This is a genomic window from Cytobacillus sp. ABV4_503, assembly GCF_056158445.1.
On record NZ_JBSWTH010000001.1, the window covers coordinates 4,185,612 to 4,208,659 of the forward strand.

19 protein-coding genes are annotated in these 23,048 nt (G+C 40.5%); 7 read left to right on the forward strand and 12 right to left on the reverse strand.

The genetic code is table 11. The annotated features are described in order from the left end of the window. Window positions 1-28 precede the first annotated feature (28 nt). The 4 genes from def to ACXAD1_RS21130 all read right to left on the reverse strand — a co-directional run bounded on the left by def (window position 29) and on the right by ACXAD1_RS21130 (window position 3,404). Complete coding sequence (gene def / locus ACXAD1_RS21115; RefSeq protein ID WP_474910891.1) at window positions 29-607, reverse strand: peptide deformylase; 579 nt, start codon at window positions 605-607, stop codon at window positions 29-31. Further along, window positions 600-791: a helix-turn-helix transcriptional regulator gene (locus ACXAD1_RS21120; protein WP_009331775.1), complete on the reverse strand. Its 192-nt coding sequence runs from the start codon at window positions 789-791 to the stop codon at window positions 600-602. Before ACXAD1_RS21120 ends, def begins: the two co-directional genes overlap by 8 nt. A 213-nt stretch (window positions 792-1,004) precedes the next feature. Next, window positions 1,005-2,495 (reverse strand): potassium/proton antiporter, encoded by a 1,491-nt coding sequence (locus ACXAD1_RS21125; protein ID WP_206840237.1) that lies wholly within the window; start codon window positions 2,493-2,495, stop codon window positions 1,005-1,007. 366 nt (window positions 2,496-2,861) lie between these two features. Next, window positions 2,862-3,404 (reverse strand): GNAT family N-acetyltransferase, encoded by a 543-nt coding sequence (locus ACXAD1_RS21130; RefSeq protein WP_474910892.1) that lies wholly within the window; start codon window positions 3,402-3,404, stop codon window positions 2,862-2,864. A gap of 265 nt (window positions 3,405-3,669) precedes the next feature. Here ACXAD1_RS21130 and liaG point away from each other — a divergent pair, with 265 nt between their 5' ends. Together liaG and ACXAD1_RS21140 are read left to right on the forward strand one after the other, a co-directional pair. After that, window positions 3,670-4,524: a LiaG family protein gene (liaG, locus tag ACXAD1_RS21135; RefSeq protein ID WP_474910893.1), complete on the forward strand. Its 855-nt coding sequence runs from the start codon at window positions 3,670-3,672 to the stop codon at window positions 4,522-4,524. A 129-nt stretch (window positions 4,525-4,653) separates the two neighbouring features. Further along, entirely contained in the window at window positions 4,654-5,346 is a 693-nt protein-coding gene (locus ACXAD1_RS21140) for a C39 family peptidase (RefSeq protein WP_474910894.1), read from the forward strand. A 236-nt stretch (window positions 5,347-5,582) separates the two neighbouring features. On the opposite strand, the gene ACXAD1_RS21145 is transcribed toward ACXAD1_RS21140, so the two are convergent. Next, the gene (locus ACXAD1_RS21145) at window positions 5,583-6,581 is read right to left on the reverse strand and encodes an LLM class flavin-dependent oxidoreductase (protein ID WP_474910895.1); all 999 of its coding nucleotides are present in this window, start codon (window positions 6,579-6,581) and stop codon (window positions 5,583-5,585) included. A 141-nt stretch (window positions 6,582-6,722) separates the two neighbouring features. Between ACXAD1_RS21145 and ACXAD1_RS21150 the strand changes: the two genes are divergently transcribed. Continuing rightward, on the forward strand, window positions 6,723-7,439 hold the full coding sequence (locus tag ACXAD1_RS21150; protein WP_009331790.1) for a 3-ketoacyl-ACP reductase: 717 nt from the start codon (window positions 6,723-6,725) through the stop codon (window positions 7,437-7,439). 54 nt (window positions 7,440-7,493) lie between these two features. Here ACXAD1_RS21150 and ACXAD1_RS21155 read toward each other — a convergent pair whose 3' ends face one another. From ACXAD1_RS21155 to ACXAD1_RS21170, 4 genes are all read right to left on the reverse strand, one after another. Further along, window positions 7,494-8,102 (reverse strand): FMN-binding negative transcriptional regulator, encoded by a 609-nt coding sequence (locus ACXAD1_RS21155; RefSeq protein WP_206840230.1) that lies wholly within the window; start codon window positions 8,100-8,102, stop codon window positions 7,494-7,496. 238 nt (window positions 8,103-8,340) lie between these two features. Next, window positions 8,341-9,855 (reverse strand): CoA-acylating methylmalonate-semialdehyde dehydrogenase, encoded by a 1,515-nt coding sequence (locus ACXAD1_RS21160; protein ID WP_474910896.1) that lies wholly within the window; start codon window positions 9,853-9,855, stop codon window positions 8,341-8,343. A gap of 103 nt (window positions 9,856-9,958) precedes the next feature. After that, entirely contained in the window at window positions 9,959-11,311 is a 1,353-nt protein-coding gene (locus ACXAD1_RS21165; RefSeq protein ID WP_206840226.1) for an aspartate aminotransferase family protein, read from the reverse strand. Window positions 11,312-11,699: 388 nt separating this feature from the next. After that, window positions 11,700-13,283, reverse strand: coding sequence for a PucR family transcriptional regulator (locus ACXAD1_RS21170; RefSeq protein WP_474910897.1), 1,584 nt, complete (start codon window positions 13,281-13,283; stop codon window positions 11,700-11,702). A gap of 164 nt (window positions 13,284-13,447) precedes the next feature. Between ACXAD1_RS21170 and ACXAD1_RS21175 the strand changes: the two genes are divergently transcribed. The 4 genes from ACXAD1_RS21175 to ACXAD1_RS21190 are packed head-to-tail and all read left to right on the forward strand — an operon-like array spanning window position 13,448 to window position 18,000. Further along, entirely contained in the window at window positions 13,448-15,052 is a 1,605-nt protein-coding gene (locus tag ACXAD1_RS21175) for an amidohydrolase (RefSeq protein ID WP_474910898.1), read from the forward strand. Between the two features lie 18 nt (window positions 15,053-15,070). Continuing rightward, window positions 15,071-15,274, forward strand: a complete 204-nt coding sequence (locus tag ACXAD1_RS21180) for a DUF3311 domain-containing protein (RefSeq protein WP_370223459.1) — start codon at window positions 15,071-15,073, stop codon at window positions 15,272-15,274. After that, window positions 15,271-16,755, forward strand: a complete 1,485-nt coding sequence (locus ACXAD1_RS21185; RefSeq protein ID WP_206840223.1) for a sodium:solute symporter family protein — start codon at window positions 15,271-15,273, stop codon at window positions 16,753-16,755. The genes ACXAD1_RS21180 and ACXAD1_RS21185 overlap by 4 nt, the downstream gene beginning before the upstream one ends. A gap of 18 nt (window positions 16,756-16,773) precedes the next feature. Then, window positions 16,774-18,000, forward strand: a complete 1,227-nt coding sequence (locus ACXAD1_RS21190; protein WP_206840222.1) for a Zn-dependent hydrolase — start codon at window positions 16,774-16,776, stop codon at window positions 17,998-18,000. A gap of 63 nt (window positions 18,001-18,063) precedes the next feature. Here the strand turns inward: ACXAD1_RS21190 and ACXAD1_RS21195 are convergent, their stop codons facing one another. The 3 genes from ACXAD1_RS21195 to ACXAD1_RS21205 all read right to left on the reverse strand — a co-directional run bounded on the left by ACXAD1_RS21195 (window position 18,064) and on the right by ACXAD1_RS21205 (window position 22,908). After that, a complete protein-coding gene (locus tag ACXAD1_RS21195; RefSeq protein ID WP_474910899.1) occupies window positions 18,064-21,168 on the reverse strand; it encodes an MMPL family transporter in 3,105 nt (1,034 codons plus the stop codon). A gap of 218 nt (window positions 21,169-21,386) precedes the next feature. Beyond that, the gene (locus ACXAD1_RS21200; protein ID WP_474910900.1) at window positions 21,387-21,836 is read right to left on the reverse strand and encodes a MarR family winged helix-turn-helix transcriptional regulator; all 450 of its coding nucleotides are present in this window, start codon (window positions 21,834-21,836) and stop codon (window positions 21,387-21,389) included. Window positions 21,837-21,936: 100 nt separating this feature from the next. Further along, the gene (locus ACXAD1_RS21205; protein ID WP_474910901.1) at window positions 21,937-22,908 is read right to left on the reverse strand and encodes a nuclease-related domain-containing protein; all 972 of its coding nucleotides are present in this window, start codon (window positions 22,906-22,908) and stop codon (window positions 21,937-21,939) included. Between the last annotated feature and the right edge of the window lie 140 nt (window positions 22,909-23,048).

A 23,048-nucleotide genomic window follows, 5' to 3' on the forward strand; every position in this document is an offset into this window, starting at 1 on the left:
AAAAAGCATAAACCCATGGTCTATGCTTCTAAAAATTCTCCATAACCGAATTTTCCGGCATCTTGAACGGGTCATTTTTATCAATTCGATCATAAAACATTATTCCGTTCAGATGGTCGATTTCATGCTGCATAATAATGGCCGGGATACCCTTGAACCGGAGTGTCACTTCTTCTCCCTCAAGATTATGGGCTTTTACCTTAATGCGTTCATAACGGGGCACATACCCTTTTACGTCACGGTCAACAGACAGGCAGCCCTCACCCTCCGGCAGGAAAATCACACCGACAGAGTGGCTGATGATCTTCGGATTAATTATGAAATACTCCTGAGGCTCACCTTTTTCATTGGTAAAATAGGCAGTAAACATGCGTTTGTTTAGGCCAATTTGGTTGGCAGATAGCCCAATGCCCGGACGCAAGCCATATTTTTTTGCAATGGCAGGATCCTGGCTGTTCTTCAAATATTGCATCATCGCAGTCAGTGTTCCGCGATCTTCTTCAGTTAAAGGCAATGCGACTTCTTTTGTTGTCTCCCGCAGGATAGGATCCCCTTCCCGCACAATATCTTTCATAGTGATGGTCGTATCCGTATTAAATTTACTCATAAATAAACAATTCATCTACCTTTACTTTTAATGTTTTAGAAATTTTAAAAGCGAGCTCCAGTGTGGGATCATATTTATTATTTTCTATGCAATTGATTGTCTGCCTGGCCACACTGCACTCTTGAGCGAGCCTTTTCTGAGTTATGCCCAGCTTTTTTCGTATTTCCTTTATTTTATTTTTCATCCTATCACCTTTTGGGCCGAAACTGTTTTTATAGTAGCATTTCAGGCGGCAGAATGTCCAATACTTTGGACATTAGTAGCTGTTCAAAAATTTATCCGCTAATATATAGAAGATTACCGCGAAATTTCCAGTTTATCCGCAATTTTACTTGCCATATCCGCGAAAGTGCAAAAAAACCAGTGCAGATCTCCTCCACACTGGTTCCTTTTTTGACTACGCCTCTGCTTCTACCAAAGTTTCAGCTGGTTTTTTCTTTTTCAGCAGCAGCTTGAGATCTCTTTTATATTTTCTTTTTGTAAGGATATAAAGAAAATCTCCCTGCTCAATTTGGGTGTTGCCTGTTGGAGTAATTAACTCATCTTTACGAATGATTGCGTTGACAAGTGCGCCTTCAGGAAAGGGGATCTCCATCAGATTTTGCCCGATAATGAAGGCATCTTCTTCTATTTCGAATTCAATCATTTCTGCATCTGCTTTTCCAAGGGAAACCAATTCCAGTGAATGCATGGGAGTAGCCTTTTCAGGACCAGTCAAACCGAGCTTTTCTGCTAACAATGTAATCGTTGATCCCTGGATAAGAGCGCTGGTCAGGACAACGAAAAAGACAACATTGAAAATTTCATGACTTCCTTCCACACCGGATAACAGCGGGAAAGTTGCCAGAACGATTGGCACGGCACCTTTTAATCCTGCCCAGGATAAGAAGATCAATTCTTTCATCGAAAAGCCCATTTTAATGGTGGTTAGAAACACAGCAGCAGGTCTGGCAACAAATATAAGAAGTGCTGAAAGAGCCAGGCCTTTTAGCAAAATATCAGAATGGAAAAGTTCATTTGGAAAGACCAGAAGGCCCAAAATAACGAACATCGCAATTTGCATCATCCAGGCAAAACCTTCCGTAAAACGGAAAACAGAGTGGCGATAGGCAATGTCTGCGTTCCCAATCATGATACCCGCCACATATACAGCGAGAAGGCCGCTGCCCCCCAGATAAGCAGTTATTCCATATGTCAGCATGGCAAATCCTGTGGCAAAAACGGGATAAAGCCCGCTTGAATCCAAGTTAATTTTATTCAATGACCATATTGCGAATTTGCCAAACAAGAGACCAGCTATAGCTCCCACTCCCATTTGGATAAAGAAAGAACCAACAAGTGAGAATATGCCGGAGCCGGGAGTCATAATCAGCTCAATCATGGCAACTGTCAGGAATACTGCCATGGGATCATTGGAGCCAGACTCTGCTTCCAGTGTTGCGGAAATCCTGGGCTTTATATTTTGCCCTTTTAATACAGCAAAAACGGCAGCTGCATCAGTCGAACCGACAATCGCACCAAAAAGCACCGCAACAGTCCAATCTACACCGAGAATAAACTTTGCCGCCACGGCAACAAGCCCGGTGGTAATCACCACGCCTAAGGTTGCCAATGATAAGGAAGGTGCAATGACTGTCCGGGCTGTTTTCCAGTTCGTCTGCAGTCCTCCTTCAAACAAAATAATGATAAAGGCCAAAACCCCGATCATCTGCGCAATTCTCGCGTTATCAAAATAAATGAATTGCCCCAATCCCATTCCTACCGCGATAAAGAGAACAAGAGCAGGCACCCCAAGCCTTGCAGAAAATTTAGTTGTCATAACTCCGGTAATAAAAAGAATAGCAGCCAATAGGATAAGTGCATCTGTGTGCCAAATAAATTCAGCCAATACGAATCACCTTCTTTATTTAGATTTTTATCAAGGTTACATAAAAAGTTTATCCATAGTGGAGAATGACTTGTGTTTTGAAAGAAAAAAAGGCGGATTTGAGTTTAACTTAGTGTAATGCCCGGAGAGATGATGACAGCAGCTCGTGACAAGCCTTTAGCATGGTTCAGAGCTGATATTTGTATTTAAGAAAAGAAGTGACAGTGAATCGCCGGCTGTTTCCAGCATAAGATTATCTTTTACCGCTTTCACTGTCTTTATCGATTTTTTAATGTAACATAAATACATTATAACATATATTATGTAACATCGCACCTCATATGCATGCTTTTAAATAAAAATCGGACTTGCCATTAGGCAAATCCGCTAAATTTCTTTAGATAAATGAATCATCTCATCTTCCATATAATACTCCATATATCCGCAGCGTTTATAGAGGTTCACAGCGCTATCCCAGGCCATATTTGTTTCGAGAACAACCTTTCTATAACCGGCTGCTCTGGCGCGATCCTCCAGTTGGCGTACCATCATTCCGGCAATGCCCTGACCCCGGAATTCCTTTTTTACAGACATTCGCTGCAGCCTGCATTCCCCTTTGCCTACATTGGTAATTGCACCCGTACACACCAGTTCATTTTCAATCAAACCAGCCAGAAAAAAATCTCCTTCAGCGCTATACGTCTCTGTAAGGCAATTCAAATCAGGATTTAAAGAATGGTCAATAAATCCGAAGCGTTCCTGGAATCCTTTCAGTATTAATTCTTTTGCAGCAGTCTCGTAATCTTTTGAGATCTGTACAATCTTAATATCCTTTTTAATCATTTTCTGATTAGCATCAGCCCTTTTTTTAGCGCATAGCTCAGGCATACCTGCATTAATTGTTTTTCCATTGACAATTGTGGTTTTCATAGATTCTCCTGTTTTTTCCTTTTATAATAAGATATTAGGAGTGAAAAGAGAATTCTTTTTGACAGTTATATATGCAAAGCCTCTGTAGAACTTCTGCTGCTCTGTATATATTCAAGTTGCAAATTCCCGCCGGACAAAAGAGCGTTATACTAAAGTCTGTACGCCTCAAGTCTTAGCAGAAATTAAAGCTGGGGCTCAATGTGCATGAATGGGGATTATCATAAAATATAAGTAAGAAATTTATGAAGGAAAGCAGGGGTTCATTGTGAAAAGGATTTTCGCCATTTTTATCATTTTAGTCTGTTCCTATTTGCTCTTTACTGGCGTAAACAGCTGGCTGAGTTTTGGAGAAAGCAGTACCGAGGCTTCTCTAAGCAAGAGGACAGATCATATCAGCATAGATGTATCAAGTTCCGATACAGTCATTATTCCTGAAAAGAGGAATGACGTTAGAGCTGAGCTTGACGGCAAAGGGAAAGTGACCGTAAATAAGGCTGGAAACGAAGTTCGCGTGGAATACAAAAGAAAGTGGTTGGATGGCTTTCAGTTTTTCAATAATAAAAGCAATCTGAAGATTTACATTCCTGAAGATTTCAATAAGTCCATGTCAATTAACATTGGTTCCGGCCGTTTGAATTTTGCCGGTGAATCTGAAAGCAGGCCTTTCGTGCTTGAGAGTCTGAATGTTAATATGAGTTCCGGCAAAGTCAGCCTTGCCAACATTAAGACTGATGAATTTGAGCATGAAGGTTCATCAGGAATGATGGAAGCAGATCATATCATTACCCGTACTGGAGAAATAGATATGAGTTCCGGCAAAGTGAAGGTCCGCAACTATCAAGGCAAGCTTGATGCCGGGGTATCATCAGGACAGCTGGATATAATGGTCGGCAAACTGACTGACTCTATTAAAGTGGAAGCAAGTTCAGGCTTTGTCCGCCTTGATTTGCCTGATGATGCGGACTTTACCTTAAAAGGCAAAGCAAGCAGCGGCCATATCAGCAGCCATTTTGAATTGGATGATGAGAAACGCGATAAAAATGATATTTCCGGCAAACATGGATCAGGAGAACATGACATCCGTATCTCTGTATCCAGCGGGAAAGCTGAGATTAATTAACTGCTGCATTGAAGTCCGGGAAACCGGGCTTTTTTTGATGCTGAATGTGGATTAAGGCTGGACACTATGGGGAAATAGTCTTATACCTATTATTTTGACAAGCGAAATTTTCACAAAGGGGTGTAAGTCTTGAAGAGAGCTATTTTACTGGCATCCATTCTGCTGTCAGGCTGCTCTTCACCATCCTGGTTTACCGGCCAGGAAAGTGAATCTGAATCCGCAGAACAGGAAGACGGCAAAGTGTTAATTGATGCCCCTCATTATTCGCAAAAGCCTGAGCTTGAAAGAGGATGTGAAGTAACCAGTCTTGCCATGCTCCTGAATCATGCAGGAGAAGAGACCGATAAAATGGAATTAGCCGAAAAAATAAACCGTGTTCCTTTCGAAAAGGATGGCTTTAGGGGAAACATTCATAATGGCTTTGTTGGCAATATGCAAACATTGGATAAACCTGGACTCGGCGCCTACCATGAACCCGTTGCAGAACTGGCTGAAAGCTATTTGCCCGGAAAAATTGAAGACCTGACAGGCAGCAGATTCGACAAAGTAATCGAGCAGCTTGATGAAGGGAGACCAGTCTGGGTGATCATCACCAGCACTTACGACGTATTGCCTGATTCAGAATGGGAAACCTGGGAAACTAAAGATGGCCCGGTCAAAATAACCTACCGAATGCATGCTGTATTAGTCACAGGCTATGATGAAGATCATATCTATGCAAACGACCCGCTTAAGGAGAAAAACACCCAATTCCAAAGGGACAAGTTCATTGCCGGATGGGAACAGATAGGAAGACAGGCAATCACTTATGTGGATAAATAAAAGAGAATGATGTTTGGGGATAACTTTTTGTCTCAATCATGATCGCCTATGTGGATAACTCTTTTGTCTGCTTAGATTATCCACTTAGTGTGGATGAATCGGGCAAAAAATGCCTTTAATTGTGGATACTTCTGAAAAATTTAAAAAATCAATGAATTAGTTATGCACATTTTGAAATCCGGGAAGCTCAAAAGGAAAATACTTCTATCGGTGGATTAATTGGGGTTTATAAATTCTCAACTTAAGCCGAAAGCTTCAGCCAGCATTGTGTATGAATTCAGCTTGCCTTGAAAATCATGAATATTGGTGATGACCATAAACTCATCCGTTCCGTAGACTTCGCTGAGCAGCTGCAATTCTTTTTTTATTTTTGCTGGGGTACCGATTAACATCCGATTGCGGTTAACAGTGATTTTTTCTTTTTCTACGTGTGTGAGCTGGATACTTTCAGCTTCAATGCTTGGGATTAATCTCGTATCCCTCCCTTTTTCAACTGCCAGCAGCCACATATCCTGGCTCAAAGCCAGCTTCTCAGCCTCTTCCTGTGTCTCGGCGCATACAACAAAAATACACACATTTGCTTTCGGCTCAGACAAAGCTGCTGAAGGCTGAAATTGACTGAAATATGTATCCATTGCTCTCTTCCCATTTGCAGGATTGATAAAGTGTCCATACGTAAAGGCAGCTCCATGTTCCGCTGCCAGTCTTGCTCCGCGATGCGTGATTCCAAGAAGCCACAACAGTGCAGGATCTTCAGCCTGTGGAAAAGCTTTCACTTGCTGATAAGGATGTCCTTCTGGAAGCTCTTTGTTCAAAAACCACTGCAAATCCCTAAGCTGTCTCGGAAACTCATTCAGACTTTTCCTTACTCCATCTGTCAGGGCAAGCCGGGTGGATGCCGATCCTCCGGGAGACCTCCCAATGCCCAAATCGATCCGTCCTGGAAATAGAGTTTGGAGCACATTAAAATTTTCGGCTATTTTATAAGGGCTGTATTGCGGCAGAAGGATGCCGCCTGAACCGACCTTAATTCGGCTGGTGCTTGATGCAATATGGGAGATAAGAATTTCCGGTGAGGAGCCAGCTATTCCATTCGAATTATGATGCTCAGCCACCCAAAAACGGGTGTAGCCAAGGTTTTCTGCCACTTGGGCGAGCTTGACTGTTTTACGAAAAGTTTCAGCTGCAGTATCCCCTTTTGCCACGACAGATTGGTCCAAAATACTAAGCTTCATTAAAATCCCCCCTTTTATTGAAGATGATCTTATCACAAGGGAAACTGCTTCCTCAAATGTCCCGGCTGCGCAAGCGATTTATTAGGAAATTTACAGCCTTTCTGGTAGTATATGAATGATTTTTTTAGAGGAGGAAAAACGATGCATACATTAAAAGGCAAAACAGCTCTAATCACAGGAGCAGGCAGAGGGATCGGGCGTGCAGCAGCTATCGCGCTCGCGAAAGAAGGCGTCAATATTGGATTACTTGGCCGTACGATTGAAAATCTTGAAAAAATGGCGGATGAACTTAGCCAGTACGATGTGAATGTATCTGCTGCAGCAGCCGATGTTGCCGACCTTGAAGCCGTTACTCATGCAGTCGAGCATATTAAATCAGACCTTGGCTCTGTGGATATCCTGATTAACAATGCCGGAATTGCTAAGTTCGGAGGATTCCTGGAGTTATCGCCTGATGAGTGGGAAAGCATCATCCAGGTCAACTTGATGGGTGTTTATAATGTTACAAGAGCTGTTCTTCCTGAAATGATCGAACAGAAGTCCGGAGACATTATCAACATCGCATCCACAGCCGGACAAAAAGGAGCGCCTGTCACTAGTGCATACAGTGCATCCAAATTTGCTGTTTTAGGCTTAACAGAGTCTCTGATGCTTGAGGTTCGAAAGCATAATATCCGAGTTAGCGCATTGACTCCAAGTACGGTGGCCACTGACCTTGCGATTGAAACAAACCTGACAGACGGCAACCCGGAAAAGGTTATGCAGCCGGAAGACCTCGCAGAATTCATGGTGGCACAGCTGAAATTGAACCCTCGGGTGTTTGTGAAAACAGCCGGCATGTGGTCGACTAATCCATAAGCAAGTGGAAGCAGACCTTCGTAAGGTCTGCTTTTTATGAACCTTTTAATTAATTTACTGAAGATTTTTCTTCATCAGAGCTGCTATTTGGATATTTTCGTGTATAGAGGTTTTTTCTAGATTCTTAATAATTAATTCTTGCCGCTCCACGGAATGATTTTGACTTAATTTAGCTTTTGCTTCAATTTTTGTGATTTTTATTCTGAAAGCAGCAATCCCTTTACTCATTCCTTCTATAAAACCAGGTTCAACATTTTTTAAATTGTATGGACTATCATTGCTTTCATATTTATTGACTAAGTTATTTAAAGAATCGAAAATTATTTTTCTATCTTCGACTATCTCCATCTCTCCATATAAATGAATAGACACATAATTCCAAGTCGGAACTGCATTAGTTGTTTCGTACCAGGAAGGCGAGATATAACAATGGGGACCTTGGAAAACAGCAAGGACTTGTTGGTTTTGAGCGTCCTTCCATTGTTCGTTCGGACGTGCAAAATGACCATATAATGCATTTTCAGATTTATTAAACATGAGGGGAAGATGAGTAGCGCAGGGTTCCCCATTATGCTGAGAAAATAAGGTGGCAAATCCGTATGCTTCAATAAATTCATAGATTAATTCTTCATCATCCATTTTAAAATGATTCGGTATATACAAATTAATTCCTCCTCGTTTTAAGGGTATGGGAAACCCTTTTAAATCTTTCTACACAACCCACTCGGTATGATTTACCAAAACAAATTTTAAAAAGTCCAAGTATTAAAAAGCTACTGACAGAAGCCATTGGTTCTAAGATTGATTTCTTCTTTGCACTCCCTGCCGCGTATTCCGAAACAAAATAACGGTCCAGACTGCACAAAGCGTTGCCACAACAGGGGCAACGCTTTCATAAAAACTATTTATTACTCGGGAATGCAAATGACAAACCACTGTTTTCGCTTGGGACCAGCCAGCGTTCTGAGACCATCTTTGATTTTGTATAGAAATTTGCCTGATCTGGACCAAACATTTGACCATCACCAAATCTTGAACCTTTAAAACCTGCAAAGTTATGATAGCCAACCGGAATCGGAATAGGTACATTTACACCAACCATTCCTACATCAATTTCAGTTGTGAACTTCCTTGCTGCCAGACCATCATTGGTGAAAATTGTTACACCATTCCCTAATTCATGCTGATTGATTAAGTCAATCGCTTCTTCTAAATTATCTACGCGTACAATATTTCGAACTGGACCAAAGACTTCTTCCTCATAAATTTCCATTCCCGGCTTAACATTATCAAGCAAGGTTGGTGCCAGAAAGAAGCCATTGCTATTTTTTGTAATGTCTTTGTAACGTCCATCGCAAACGATTTTTGCACCTTCTTCTTCACTGCGGTCTATGGCTTTTAGAATATTTTCTTTCGCTTGTCGGGAAATAACAGGGCCATAATCGGCATTGTCTGTATAAGCCCCAACTTTTAAGTTTTCAATCTTTTCTTTTAATATTTCTACTAAACGATCAGCGGTTTCTTGTCCTACCGGCATTAATGTAGAGATCGCCATACAACGTTGGGAAGCAGCTCCATACCCTGCACTGATGAAAGCATTTGCTACTTGTTCCAGATCAGCATCCGGCATGACTACCATATTGTTTTTTCCTCCGCCTAAAGCAACAACACGTTTGCCATATTTAGCGCTTGTTTCATAAATATAATGTGCTACCGGTGTTGAGCCAACAAAAGAAACTGCCTGTACTGCCGGATTCTCAAGCAGTTCATTGACTGCCTCTTTATCTCCATTGATTACTGTCCAAATACCATCTGGGAGTCCTGCTTCTTTCCATAACTCACTCATGAATAAAGCTGTCATAGGAACCCGCTCAGACGCTTTTAAAATAACCGCATTTCCAACCGCTACCGCCATACTTGTCTGAGCGAGCGGCACCATGATTGGAAAATTGAATGGAGAGATTGCTGTTACTACACCTAGCGGATATTTAGCAGAATAAGCATTTATTTGCCCGCCAACATTTACTGAATATTCGCCTTTCATCAAATGAGGAGCATTAATAGCTAAATCTACAGATTCGATTCCACGGGTAATTTCACCTAATGCATCTTCTTCGGTTTTCCCGCTTTCCGTGCAGATTAATTCAATTAATTTTTCTTTATTTTCCGTCAGCAAGTGCCTGAATTTCATTACAATTTCTGCACGCTTGGCTACTGAGAGATCACGCCATGCAGGGAACGCAGCTTCTGCTTTTTCAATTGCCTCCTTCACTTCCTCTGCGGAAGCTAATGGCACTTTCGCAATGACCTCTCCTGTTGCAGGATTGAAAACTTCGGAGAAACGGCCGCTTTTACCAGTGATCATTTTTCCCTCAATAAAATGTGTAAGTTCTTTTACATCCGTAATGTTTGCCATCTTCATTTTCTCCTTTCTATATTAACAGGATGCCGCTTCATAATTCTTAGGCTGTCCCTGCTTTATTTCACCGGAAATTCTGCTGGTTGGAATGTTTACTTACTTATAAAGTTTCAATTGCCTGCACTATGCCTGCAATAATAAAATCTTTCTCCTCAAGGGTAATGTTTAACGGCGGGGAAAGTGTTAATACATTGTTGTATCCTGCAACTGTCACGCCATTTTTCCCAATAATCAGACGCTTCTCCCTGCACTTAGCAATCACTTGATTCACTTTCTCTGCAGGTAAGGGACTTTTTGTAATGCGGTCTTCTACCAGCTCGATTCCTATAAGCAATCCTTTTCCTCGAATATCCCCAACATAAGGACAATGTGATATTTTATCTTTTAATTCAGAAACAAGAATATCACCCATTGTTGAAGATTGTTCAAATAAATTCTCACGTTCCATTATTTCAAGATTTTTTAATGCAACTGCACATGCAGCGGGAGAGCCCCCGAATGTATTAACATGGCGGAAAAAATCATAGTTTCCGTTTCTAGTAAACTCTTCATAAACTTCTCTCTTTACCGCTGTTGCAGAAAGCGGCATATAAGCACTCGTAAGCCCCTTTGCCATCGTAACAATGTCAGGCTGCACTCCATAATGCTGATGCCCAAAGGCTTTTCCGGTACGCCCAAAACCGCAGATTACTTCATCTACTATCAATAAAGCGCCATGTTTCTCGCAAACTTCCTTTACACCTTTTAAATAGTTATCAGGAGGCATGATTACTCCTCCTCCTGTAATAATCGGTTCCAAAATCATCGCCGCTATTGTATCTGAGTGTTCCCATGTCATAATTTCGTCTACCGCTTGAACAGAAGGTAAATCAGCTGCACTCTTATATCCATCCTCATTGTAACGATACTGATCCGGAGCTTTAGCATGAATAAATCCTGGAGCTAATGGTTCATACTTGTATTTCCGCTCAGCTTGCCCTGTTGCTGCGAGTGCACCCATAGAGTTTCCGTGATATGCGCGATAACGCGAAACAATTTTATACCGGGTTCCTTGCCCTTTCTGCTGATAATACTGGCGGGCGATTTTAAATGCTGTTTCATTTGCCTCAGAACCGCTGTTGGAGAAAAACACAACATAATCTCCGCCTAATAGATTACTTATTTTCTCGGCAAGTAAAATCGCTGAAGGATGACTAACAGTTAAGGGAGTATAATTATTCTCAAGGAGCTGGTCATATGCAGCTTTTGCAATTTCTTCCCTTCCATAACCAACGTTTACACACCATAATCCTGACATGGCATCCAGATAACGATTCCCCTCAATATCCGTCAGCCAGGCTCCTTGCGCTTTTTGAATAATGGCTGTTGCTTGCGGGTTATATGGCTTCATTGAATGCCAAAGGTATTTTTCATCTTTCGCTGCTAAATTATCTGCAATATGAACATTACCCATTTGAGTCACTCCTTTAGAAATATAATTCATCTGTCTTTATTGTGAAGTGAAATTTCGTGTTTATCATCAGACATAATGTAAAATGTTTGCTAAATATCATTTCACATATTGACTCTGTCTGATGTCTATTAAACTCGCTTTTCAGAAGATCCGCGAACGGAAAATGCGGTCAGGGAGACTCCTTTTAGCAAGACTTTGTGCAGTATTTGAATGTGAGATGCCAAGGATTAACTTTTTTGCTTTCAGCCCATATGCTTAAAGAGGCAGTGGGCTTTAACAACACTTATATTTACTATTTGACAAATGAAAGGAGCGCTTTCCTTCTTGATGGATAAAACTTCACGCGAAACAATAACTGAAGATTCTAAAATTAATGAGTGTAAAACCTCTAATCCTGATTTTCGATGCCGGCAGACTGAAAGTTATATTGAGTAGCCAGCAGCATTATTTCTACAGCAAGGCGCTTGGGAGGAAGCATATAATCACTTCCTATTAAACTTTCAATTTTGGACAAACGATGATATAGCGTCTGGCGAACAATGAATAGCTTTTGAGCGGTTTCTTTTTTGAGACAATTACACTGCAGATAAACTTGTAACGTTACAATCAGCTGTCCATTATTTTTTGCATCGTATTCATAAAGAGGCTTTAAATAGTTTTTAGCTAAATCCATAATTGCTTTATTTTTTTGCATTTGCAGAACTAATTGATGTATGTAAAGATCTTCATAAAAATAGGAAAGCTGAAGAGCGTTATTCCGGATTAACAGAGTATCCTGTGCAGTTTCGAAGCTTTGGCGGACTGATTTATAATTATTGATAATCTGCCCGACAGCAGTAGTGACCGATAGATTTATATAATTATTGTTCTTTCTAAAGTTTCTGATTTTCTCAATGCAGTCTATGATACGGTGTTTTCTATCATGTCCATAGATATCAGCAATTACATATATAAGCCTTTGCTTTTCTTCTAATAAAAATGGGATGAAGCCTTTATTTTCAAAAATATTGCGGGAATATAATTTATAATAGTTTAAATCATACTCTTTTTTTGTATTTTTGATTTGGTCGATTAATACAAAATAAGTGCAATTTAATAAATTATGAAAACCCTGTTCCTGTAAGAAGGATGTAATGGCAGAATCTTCAACTGTTCCATCCAACCAGGACTCCAATAAAAGGCGGGAGTGAATGTTTTGTTTCTCCTCTATATAGAGACTTCGCAGCAGATATTGTGATAAGGCAGTAACCGTTCTATCCAGCACCAATAATTCAAACTCATTTATAGTTCGGTTCTCTGTGAAGATACAAACTTCTCCATAGCTTTCTTCTAAAATATTTACTTCACATTTGGCGAAATGCTTTCCTTCCCCTTTTTTTTCGTACTTTTCCCTTAAGTTATGATATACATGATGCTTCTCATTTGGAATAAATAATGGCTGCTGCCCTTTTATAATGAATGCAACACTTAGATTTAAATATTTATAAAGCCTCATTAAAATATGTTCATAATGGGTTATTTTTAAAGTTAATTTATTAATATCCTGTGAATAATTTTCGAGACGTTTGATCATTTCGTACTGCTGGTTAATTAACATACTATGTATCTCTTGCGTTATTTCAATAAATGGGACGATTTCGTTAAATACAATAATCGGTAAATTGTACTGATTAGCGAGCTCAATTACATTCTTTGGAACAGTTTGAATATGTTCACCAAATTCAATGCATAATGCAGCAGCTTCTTTATTGATGAGCTGTTCAACAAATTCAAACAGTGTTTCTTCATGGATTAGCTGAATTCCCATCGTTAATATTAATTCATTTCCTTTAATGAAAGTGCCTATCTCTTTCGATTCCAGTATATGAACCCACTTGATCGTATTCAAAATTCCGTTATGACCTGCTATCACTTCTGCCTTTTGGAAATGGTTTTTATCAAATAAGTCTTGAACTGTCAGTGAATATGACATATTTTACCCTCCCAAGAAAAAAGGTTTATGAAACTTTATACAGAAAAATATAACATAATGTAAAACGATAGAGGGAACTACTTTACATAATGTTCATATCAAGCTCTTAAATAGCTATGTTATATTTTTTTTATAACTTTATTTGTGACAAGGAGGGTGAGCCCATGAATCAGACAGCTTTAATTAATGGCGAAGTGATTACAGTTAATAGTAAAAACGAAGTCTATGAAGCATGTTTGATAGAAGAGAATAAGATTGCAGCGGTTGGTACAACAGAAGAAATAAAAAAACTCGTTAAATCCTCGGCAAAAGTCATTGATTTGCATGGAAGATCTGTTTTGCCTGGTCTAATTGATGCTCATATGCATCTTTTTTTATACGGCAATACATTAATGCATCTCAACTGTAAAGACCCTGTGATTAACTCGGTTGAAGAACTTTTGAGCAAATTATCAGAAATTGTCCAAAAGACTAAAAATGGACAAATCATACGGGTTTTTGGGTTCAATGAGCTTATGGTACAGGAACAGCGTTATCCTTCAATTCAGGAACTTGATCACCTTTCACAAGAACACCCAATCGTCATTACCCGTACTTGCAGTCATATCGGCATGGTTAATTCAGCCGCCTTAAAGCTGGCCGATATAGATTCATCAACTTCTGATCCCCAAGGCGGAACCATTGAAAAAGACGGCCGCGGAAGATTAACGGGCCGCCTCATCGAGAATGCCTTTTTACATTTTAATCAGTATGTGACTTATAGTGATGAAGAATTATTTAACGCACTTTCAAAGGCCCAAGAACAATTATTTTCCTATGGAATTACAAGTGTACATGATGCAGGAGGATTTGATGAAAACAGCTTTAGAATTATGCAAATTGCTTCACACAAGAAGCTAATAAAGACCAGGATCTATGCAATGATCGGCAGTCTGAATGATTGCGAGAACTTTACTAAAAACATGCTGAATGCTGGTGTAATAACCCATACAGGCAATGACTTTTTCAAAATTGGTCCTGCTAAACTATTTACTGATGGAAGCAGTACAGGGCCGACAATTGCTACTCGTGAGCCCTATACAAGTGATGAAAATAATTACGGTTACTTGCAGTATACAGAAGATGAGCTATATGCAATTTTCTCCACAGCTCATCAAAATGGCTATCAAATTACCGTGCATGCTCAGGGAGATAAAGCAATAGAGCAATATTTAAATGTCGTGGAAAGACTGCTAAACGAGTATCCGCGCGAGGATCACCGCCATCGTGTAGAACATTTAGGCGTATGTCCCCCAGATTTGCAGGAAAAAGCTAAGGCGCTGAAGGTGATTCCGATTCTCAACCCTTCATTCCCCTATGAATTCGGAGAAAGTTATATCCGCAATTATGGTGAACGTATTCATTATATGTATGCCGCAAGAGATTTATTGGACCGGGGCATCATTTCAGCTGCTGGTTCAGATGCACCGATAACAACAGTTAATCCATTTGTGGGTATTTACACTGCTGTCAGTCGTTTAACACGCGAAAATACAGCCTTTGGGCAACAGCAAAAAGTATCTCTCATGGATGCCATCCGCATGTATACCTATAACGCTGCTTACGCTAGCTTTGATGAGGGTGAAAAAGGAAGCATTGAAGCAGGGAAATTGGCGGATTTAGTCATCTTAAACACTTCCCTGTTAAATTGCCATATTGAGGAGATTCCCAAGGTGAAAGCAGATTTAACAATGCTGGATGGTGAAATAGTCTACGCAAATGAAATCTAAGAATGGAGAGTGAAGCATGTGAAAAAGTACTCACAACTATTACTGCTTATTCCTTTCATAGGAATGTGTGTCCTTCTGCCGGCAGCTAATCGCATTGAACCCTATATTTTAGGATTGCCATTCTTATTATTTTGGATTGCCGTTTGGATGATTCTATCATCTGTCATTTTGTTCATCGTTTATAAATTAGACCCTGCAAATGAAGGAAGTGAAGTCGAATGAACGTCGCCTTAGTGATCATCTTTCTCGTTGCTGCTGTCGCTTTATACTTAGGTATTCGTGCTACTCGCGGAAAAGAAATGAACGTAAATGAGTTTGCGGTCGGGAACAAAGGATTCGGCACGCTGTTCGTATTCTTATTAATTGCAGGTGAAGTTTACACGACCTTTACTTTTTTAGGCGGCAGTGGATGGGCCTATTCAAATGGTGCAGCAGCTTACTATGTTCCAGCCTATATTTGCTTGGCTTATGTGCTTTCTTATTGGATCATCCCCAAAATTTGGCGTTTTGCAAAAAAGCATAACGTAATTTCTCAGCCTCAATACTTTATGAAAAATTATAACAGCAAAGCACTGGGTGTAGTCGTAGCTTTTATTGGTTTAATCGCTCTAGTTCCATATATTGTAATCCAATTAAAAGGTTTAGGAATTATTGTATCCGAAGCCTCATATGGAGCTATATCGCCATTAATTGCCTCTACCATCGGTGCAGTAATTGTCACAATTTATGTCACAGTCTCAGGTATCCACGGGTCCGCCTGGAATGCAGTATTAAAGGATATAATGATTTTATTTGTCATTGTATTTTTAGGCATCTATATTCCATATCATTATTTCGGCGGCATTCAGCCTTTATTTGAGGCCGTTCAAACAGTAAAGCCAGAAGCTTTAACCTTCGCAGCTGAAGGCTATAGTATGCCATGGTTTATTTCCACCATTATTTTAAATGCATTTGGTTTTTACCTGCTACCGCAATCTTTCAGTGTAGTATTATCTGCTAAAAGTGAACGCTCATTAAAGAAAAATGCGATCACCTTGCCTTTGTATACCATTTTAATATTATTTGCCTTTTTTATTGGATTTGCAGCGATTATTCAAGTGCCGGGATTACAAGGAGCAGAAGGTGACCTATCACTGCTGCGTCTTACTATGCAAACATTTGATCCATGGTTTGTAGGAATTGTAGGCGGGGCTGGCCTATTAACTGCGTTAGTGCCGGTATCCGTTATGGTTATGTCCGGTGCTGTAGGATTAATGACAGGTTTTTATAAGTTAATTAAGCCAAACTCCAGTGACCGCCAGCAACTTACTGTATCCAAACTATTTGTTTTATTGATTATTTTAATAGCTTATGTTTTCACTGTTACAGGCGGGAATGCATTGGCTATCCTAAACATTATGTCATATGGTTTGATCACACAATTAGTGCCAGCGCTGATTTTCGGCTTCTTTAATACCAAGTTTATGAATAAATACGGTGCTATGGCTGGAATTTTAACAGGAGTTTCGATTGTATTATATAACGCAATAACATCTTTTAAATTAATCAATATCTTCCCAAATATTCCAAGTGCTATTAATGATATCAATATTGGATTTGTAGCAATTGGGATTAATATATTCATCGGAGTGAGTGTCAGTCTCCTTACTAACGCAATCGTAGAAAGAGAAAATGCCCGGGTAGCAGAAGAAGTTGCCCAATAATTAAGGGAGGGTCATTCTTTGAAAAAGTGTAATGCTAATCGGCTTCAGCAATTAATTGAATTATTCAGTGGATATGGCAAAACCGCAAACAACGGAGTAACAAGGCTTTCATTATCGGCTGAGGATCTTGCAGCAAGGAAGAAATTCCAGGAATTATGCGAGGAACTGGACATGAAAGTAACCTGCGACGATATGGGAAATATATATGCAACTTTGCCTGGTAAGGAAAACCTGCCTCCTATTGTAATAGGTTCTCATTTGGACTCTGTAATCAAGGGTGGGCGTTTCGATGGCGTGCTGGGTGTCCTTACTGCTTTAGAGGCTGTCTATACAATTAAAGAAGATAATATCGAATTAGATTATCCTATTACGATTGTCAATTTTACTAATGAAGAAGGAGCCCGGTTTGAGCCATCCCTTATGTCTTCCGGTGTTCTATCAGGCAAATTTGATAAAACGAAGATGCTTGCTTCAACTGATACAAATGGCATTTCATTTGCCCAAGCATTAAGTGAAAGCGGTTTTGAAGGTCCAGAAACAAATCGCTTGCAGGAAGCCAGTGCTTTTATCGAATTGCATATTGAACAAGGACCTGTGCTAGAGCGGAAAAACTTAGATATTGGTATTGTTGAAGGTGTGCTTGGAATGGTCTGCTATGAAATCTCTGTCTATGGAGAATCCAATCACGCAGGTACTACTCCAATCAATATGCGTAGGGATCCAATGTTCGCCGCTGCCAATTTGATAGCAGATATCCAGAAGCAGCTGCAAAGACTGGATTCTGATATTGTCTACACAATCGGTCGTATAAATGCTTATCCTAATATTCATACAGTCATTCCTTCTGAAGTAACCTTTACTTTAGAGGCAAGACATAAGGATCCAAAAGTCATCGCAGAAGTAACGAGAATAGTAAATGGATTACCAGAAAACCCAAATTTCTGTTCAGTGGAATCGAAACGGCTTTGGGATCGGGATACAGTTGACTTTGATGCAGAAGTAGTTGATGCTGTGGAGTATGCCTGCAATGAATTAGGGTATAGGGGGCATCGAATGTACAGCGGCGCTGGACATGACGCACAATTCATCGCTTCATTTATTCCAACAGCAATGATTTTTGTTCCAAGTGTAAATGGATACAGTCACCGTGAAGATGAACTTACTTCATATGAAGACTGTGCTAAGGGAGCTGATGTTCTACTTAACGCTATATTAAAATTATGCCGGGAAAAGGTAAACTCATAGTCTGAAGCAGTTTTCTTTGCTAAAAAATTGGCTGCCTTCGTGAGAAAGCAGCCTCTCTTTTCTTTAGTTAGCACTTCTTTTAAACGGCCACCAGTTTGCCTGGCCAAAGTTCTTGACCATAACCGGAATAAATAGCGGCAGCACCACCAGTGCGTATAGCATCAATCCGACCAGAACGATGGACGCGATCTGCAATAGCGACAGCATTCCGGATGGCATCATTGCCGCAAATGTGCCACCAAGGATTATTGCAGCTGAGATAATAACAGTGCCCATCTTTTTCATGGATAACAGCATTGCATCTGCAATGGAAAGATCACGGTATTCATTAAAGCGATCCATTAAGAAAATGCTGTAGTCAACGCCAAGCGCGACCAAAATAACAAATGCAAAGAATGGAACCGCCCAGCTGATGCCCGAATATCCAAGCAAATTCACGAAAATTGCTTCATTCATTGCCATACTTGTATAGTAGGTCAAAATCAATGAACCAATTAAATAGATTGGCATTATGATAGATCTGAAAAGGAACACAAGAATAATCGAAATACCAAGCAGCATCAATACAACTGTACGGGAATAATCCTGATCTGACATCGTACTCAAATCAGCATTTGTGCTTGTAATCCCGCCTACTGCGACAACCGCGTTTTCAAGCTTAGTATCTTTAGTGGCTCTTTCCACAGCTGCTTTGATCTCATCCACCTGATTAATAGCTTCGTTGGAATATGGATTTGCTTCAAGCACCACATCCATTGTCATAACTTTACGATCCTCTGATAAATAGACATCAAATACCTGGGCAAACTCTTCATCCTCCAGAACTTCAGGCGGCAGATAGAAACCATCCATGTTTTCCGAATTCGATAGGCCTGCCAGATAATCCTGTGCCGAACCGAGACCTTCGGACACCTGTTCCAGTCCATCTGCACTCTGGCCAAGACCATCTGTCAGCTGGCTGATTTGTCCTCCAAGATCGCCGAATCCTGCCAGCAGCTGTTCCTGCCCGCCATTGATTCCTGCTAAACCATTTGTCAGCTTCGGAAAATTATTGACGATTTGCCCCTGGCCGTCAGCAAGCTGATTGAGGCCTGCCTGCTGGGCTTCGATTCCATCGATTAGCTGCTGGAGTCCTGCAGAAAGATTTGATTGTTCATTTAAAATCACACCAAATCCATTATTTGCTTCTGCTATTCCACTATTTAACTGTGTTAGCCCCGAATTTAACTCCGTTAAGGCCCCAGTAAGTTCACCAAGGTTCTTTTGAATAGCCTGTTTGTATGTTTGGTAGGTTCGATCTGTTTCTAAGTCATAATTTGCCTCAAGATGCTTATACAAGTTATCATTAGCTGCACTAATTTCACCAAGTCCTGAACCCACCTTGGCATATCCAGCTTGCAGCTGGGTTAACCCCTCTTGAGTAACCTGGTAACCATTTAATAGTTTTTGATAATTAGCTGTGAGTTTTTCCACTCCAGCCTTGGATTTTTCCAAACCATCTTTAATTTGATCTGAACCCGCAGACCCCTGACGAATACCATCTTCAATTTTAGCAAGGTTAGTTTGTATCTCACCAAGGCCGGACTTGATTTCATTGGTACCAGAAATCAAATCGTTGATTCCTTTTGTGGCATTCTGCAGCTCAGGCTCTGATTTGGACAGTTCGCTGCTTGCTTCATTTAAGCCGTCTGAAATTTTATTTAACCCTTCCTTACCTTCTCCAAGGCCTTCTTCAAGAGTCTCAGCTTGTTTGGCAACAAAGAAGTCTTCGATTGGGTCTCCAGTTGGTCTTGTGACAGAGCGGACTGTATCCACCAGATCTACTTTTTCAACCTCTCGGCTAATTTTTTCAGCCAGGCCTATATATTCAGCCGAGTCCATTTCCTCATCGTTTTTCAGGACGATTTGCGTTGGCATGGATTCTCCTGGCCCAAAGCTGTCAGCAATGGCATTAAACGCCTTAATGGAATTAACATCTCCGCCGATTTCCTCCAGGGAGTTGTAAGAAAGTTCTCCGTCATATGTCACCAGGAACGGCACACAAACGGCTGCCACTATAAGCAATGCCAGGAATGGACGCGCCAGCGAGAATCGGCCGACCGTTCCCCATAGCCTGCTTTCTCCATGCTCGGCACTCTTCTTTGAAGGCCAGAAAATTTTCTGTCCCAGCACCGCCATAAAGAATGGCACGATGGTAAATAAAGCAATTAATAATATTGCTACACCAATGGCCACAGCTGCTGCTGACTGATAAAGAATAAACTGCGAGAAGCCAATTGCAGCAAAGCCAATCATAACAGCCAAACCGCTGAAGAATACTGTGCGGCCCGCATTTCGGTATGTTGCCACAATGGCGTCCGCTGTGCTTTCATTATAGGAAAGTTCTTCTTTAAAACGGCTCAGCAGCAGGATACAATAGTCTGTTCCAATCCCAAACAGAATCGCAACAAGGAAAATCTGGGTATAGTTCGAAATCGGGAAATCAAGCCTATCGACTAAAAATGCCACTATGGACTGTGAGGCAAGATAGGTGAATCCCACTGTCATCAGCGGGATAATTGGTGCAACCACTGATCGGAATACCAGAAGCAAAACAACCAGAATAAAGACGACTGTGATTCCTTCTGTCTTTTTCAGTCCTTCCTGGGAACTGTTCATGAGATCTTCATTGATCAGCCATTCACTCGTATAATAATGATCTACCTTTACATCATCAATAGCTGAATAAAGCTCTTCACTCAGCTCCGCTGGCTCACGGTCATTCCAGCTTACATTGACAGAAGCCAGAATCGACTTGCCATCTTCTGAAACAAGCTGTTCTTTCAAGCTTTCTTCATTAAAATGGGTAAGAATTTCTGTAATTCCCATTTCGCCGCTTTTTTCTTCAAGCGTCCGGATAGCTTTCTCCGCTTCTTTGATTTCTTCTCCAGTAAGCTTTTTATCATTATGAAAAACAAGTGCAACCTGGGTCTCATCCCCTCCGCCTTCCTGCTTCTGCACTTCCTGCATGATATCCCCGGCAAGTGTGGATGAATACTCTTCAGGCACAGTAATCTGCCCTTTATCACGGACCAGATCTGCCATGTTTGGCGCTGCCATTAACAAGCCGGCAGCCACTGCGATCCAAACGACAATGACAAGCCATTTTCTTTTAATAATTGAATACACTCTTTAATCCCCCGCTTTGTTTTCTGATAAAGTGAAACTTCAATCAGTGGGGTTCTCTCCCCCCGCTGACTGTTTGCTGAGGCCCACAGGAAGTGAGTCACAAAGGCGTTGCCACAGGAAGTGGCGTTCTCTAGTCTTTGTCCCTCTTTCGGGGCTATACGCGCAGTTTGTCTTCCGCTCATACTCATTCGATTTCTCCTGAGTCTAGAACGGGAGTCTTACTGCCCGTTAGACTGCGATAGTACTTTATCCAATTTTTCAAAGGTTTCAATGAACTGCTGAATTTCGGCCTGATCAAATCTATTTATCAGTGATTCTACAAGGTTATGAATCTTTTCTTCTGCTTTGATGTACAACTCATTCCCTTTTTCGGTAAGAGTCAGATAGACAACCCTGCGATCATTTTCATCTCGTGTTCGCTGAATCAGCCCTTTTTCCCACATACGCGTGATCATCGCCGTAATCGCGCTCTTTTTCACGTCAAACACTTCAGCAAGCTCTGAGGAAGTACAAGAACCCACCTGATTTATGTACCTCAGTGTAAAATGCTGGTCATTGGTCAAATCGCTGCCAATCTGATTTTTCACAAGTGACGCAGCCTTTTTCTCCACGGAAAAAGAAACGGCAATATACCGGTCGACCAAGTCCTTAATATTTGGCACATTCACTTATATATTCACCTCACGGAGTAATTATTCTACCATTTAACTGTTCAACTGTTTAACTATTAACGTAGTTAACTTTAATACAGGGAAAGTTCATTGTCAATTAAACTTCATCAAAAGGAATAAAATAACGTTTCCCTTTTTTATCTCCTGTACTTACTCTGCAAGATTGCTTAAGAATCCGCTTTGCAGTATCACTGGATAGGCTGCCCAAAAAATATCTGGCCTCTTTATTTGTTATTGTGGGACTAATCAGGAGGGCATAATCATTTAATGCCTGAATATGTGCATTTTTTGAAACATGGCTGCATGCAAGGCATTTCCAGTTGCCATGGACCCTGTTCATAGGAAACGATAAACAGCTAGGACATTGAATACCCTTTATCAAGTCAGTTTTCTGTATTGCATATCTTTGAAAAATATCAATTTCTGCTGGAGTATGGTCAGCTATTAGGCGTGAATATAACTTCTTGAGCTGTCTTGAATTGAGGAACGAGGATGTAAATTTCTTTTCATAGAATCTCATTTTGCTGAGGATATCCAAAGAGGGGATTACTAAATATGGGGTTATTTTATCGCGGGGATCGAATTTAATTACAGTGTGTTCATTTGCCATAACAACGAGTGGTTCAATCGGAATGACAGGGAAACGGTACCTAACGAGCCAATTCTTTAAATCCTCTGCCTGCCGTTTTACCTGTGCCACCGGGTCGGCAAATCCTTCCTCCTTACCTTCAATGGTCCGGATAATTTGTTTAAATGAGGAATTGAAGAAGATAGATCCTGAAATATTTTTCACTTCGAGAATGGAAATAAAAAAAGGGGTAAGGAGCAGGACATCAATTTGGAAGAAATGCCTGCCATTCGAAAGTCTCAAATCATGGAATATTAAATAATCCTTGCCGGGGAGGTAGCTCAAGGGAAATTCAAGAAGTTTTTCACCTATATATCCAGCCCTTTGTCTGGCATAATCTGTTTTTATCAAAGAGTATTTTGGATGACCTTCCGGCAATCTTTTCAATAATGTCTCCAATTTAACCAGAAAGATTGGTTTTGCCCTAGGTTTTCCAATCAATTTATCACTCCTCTATTAATTTTTATAAAAAGAATTCGACTTTTCAGCAACCATTTCCTTTATTTGAATGATCGATCTGCTAAAAATTGATTTTTTCAGCGAAATTTAGAATATATCGGCGATATAACATTTTTATCAGC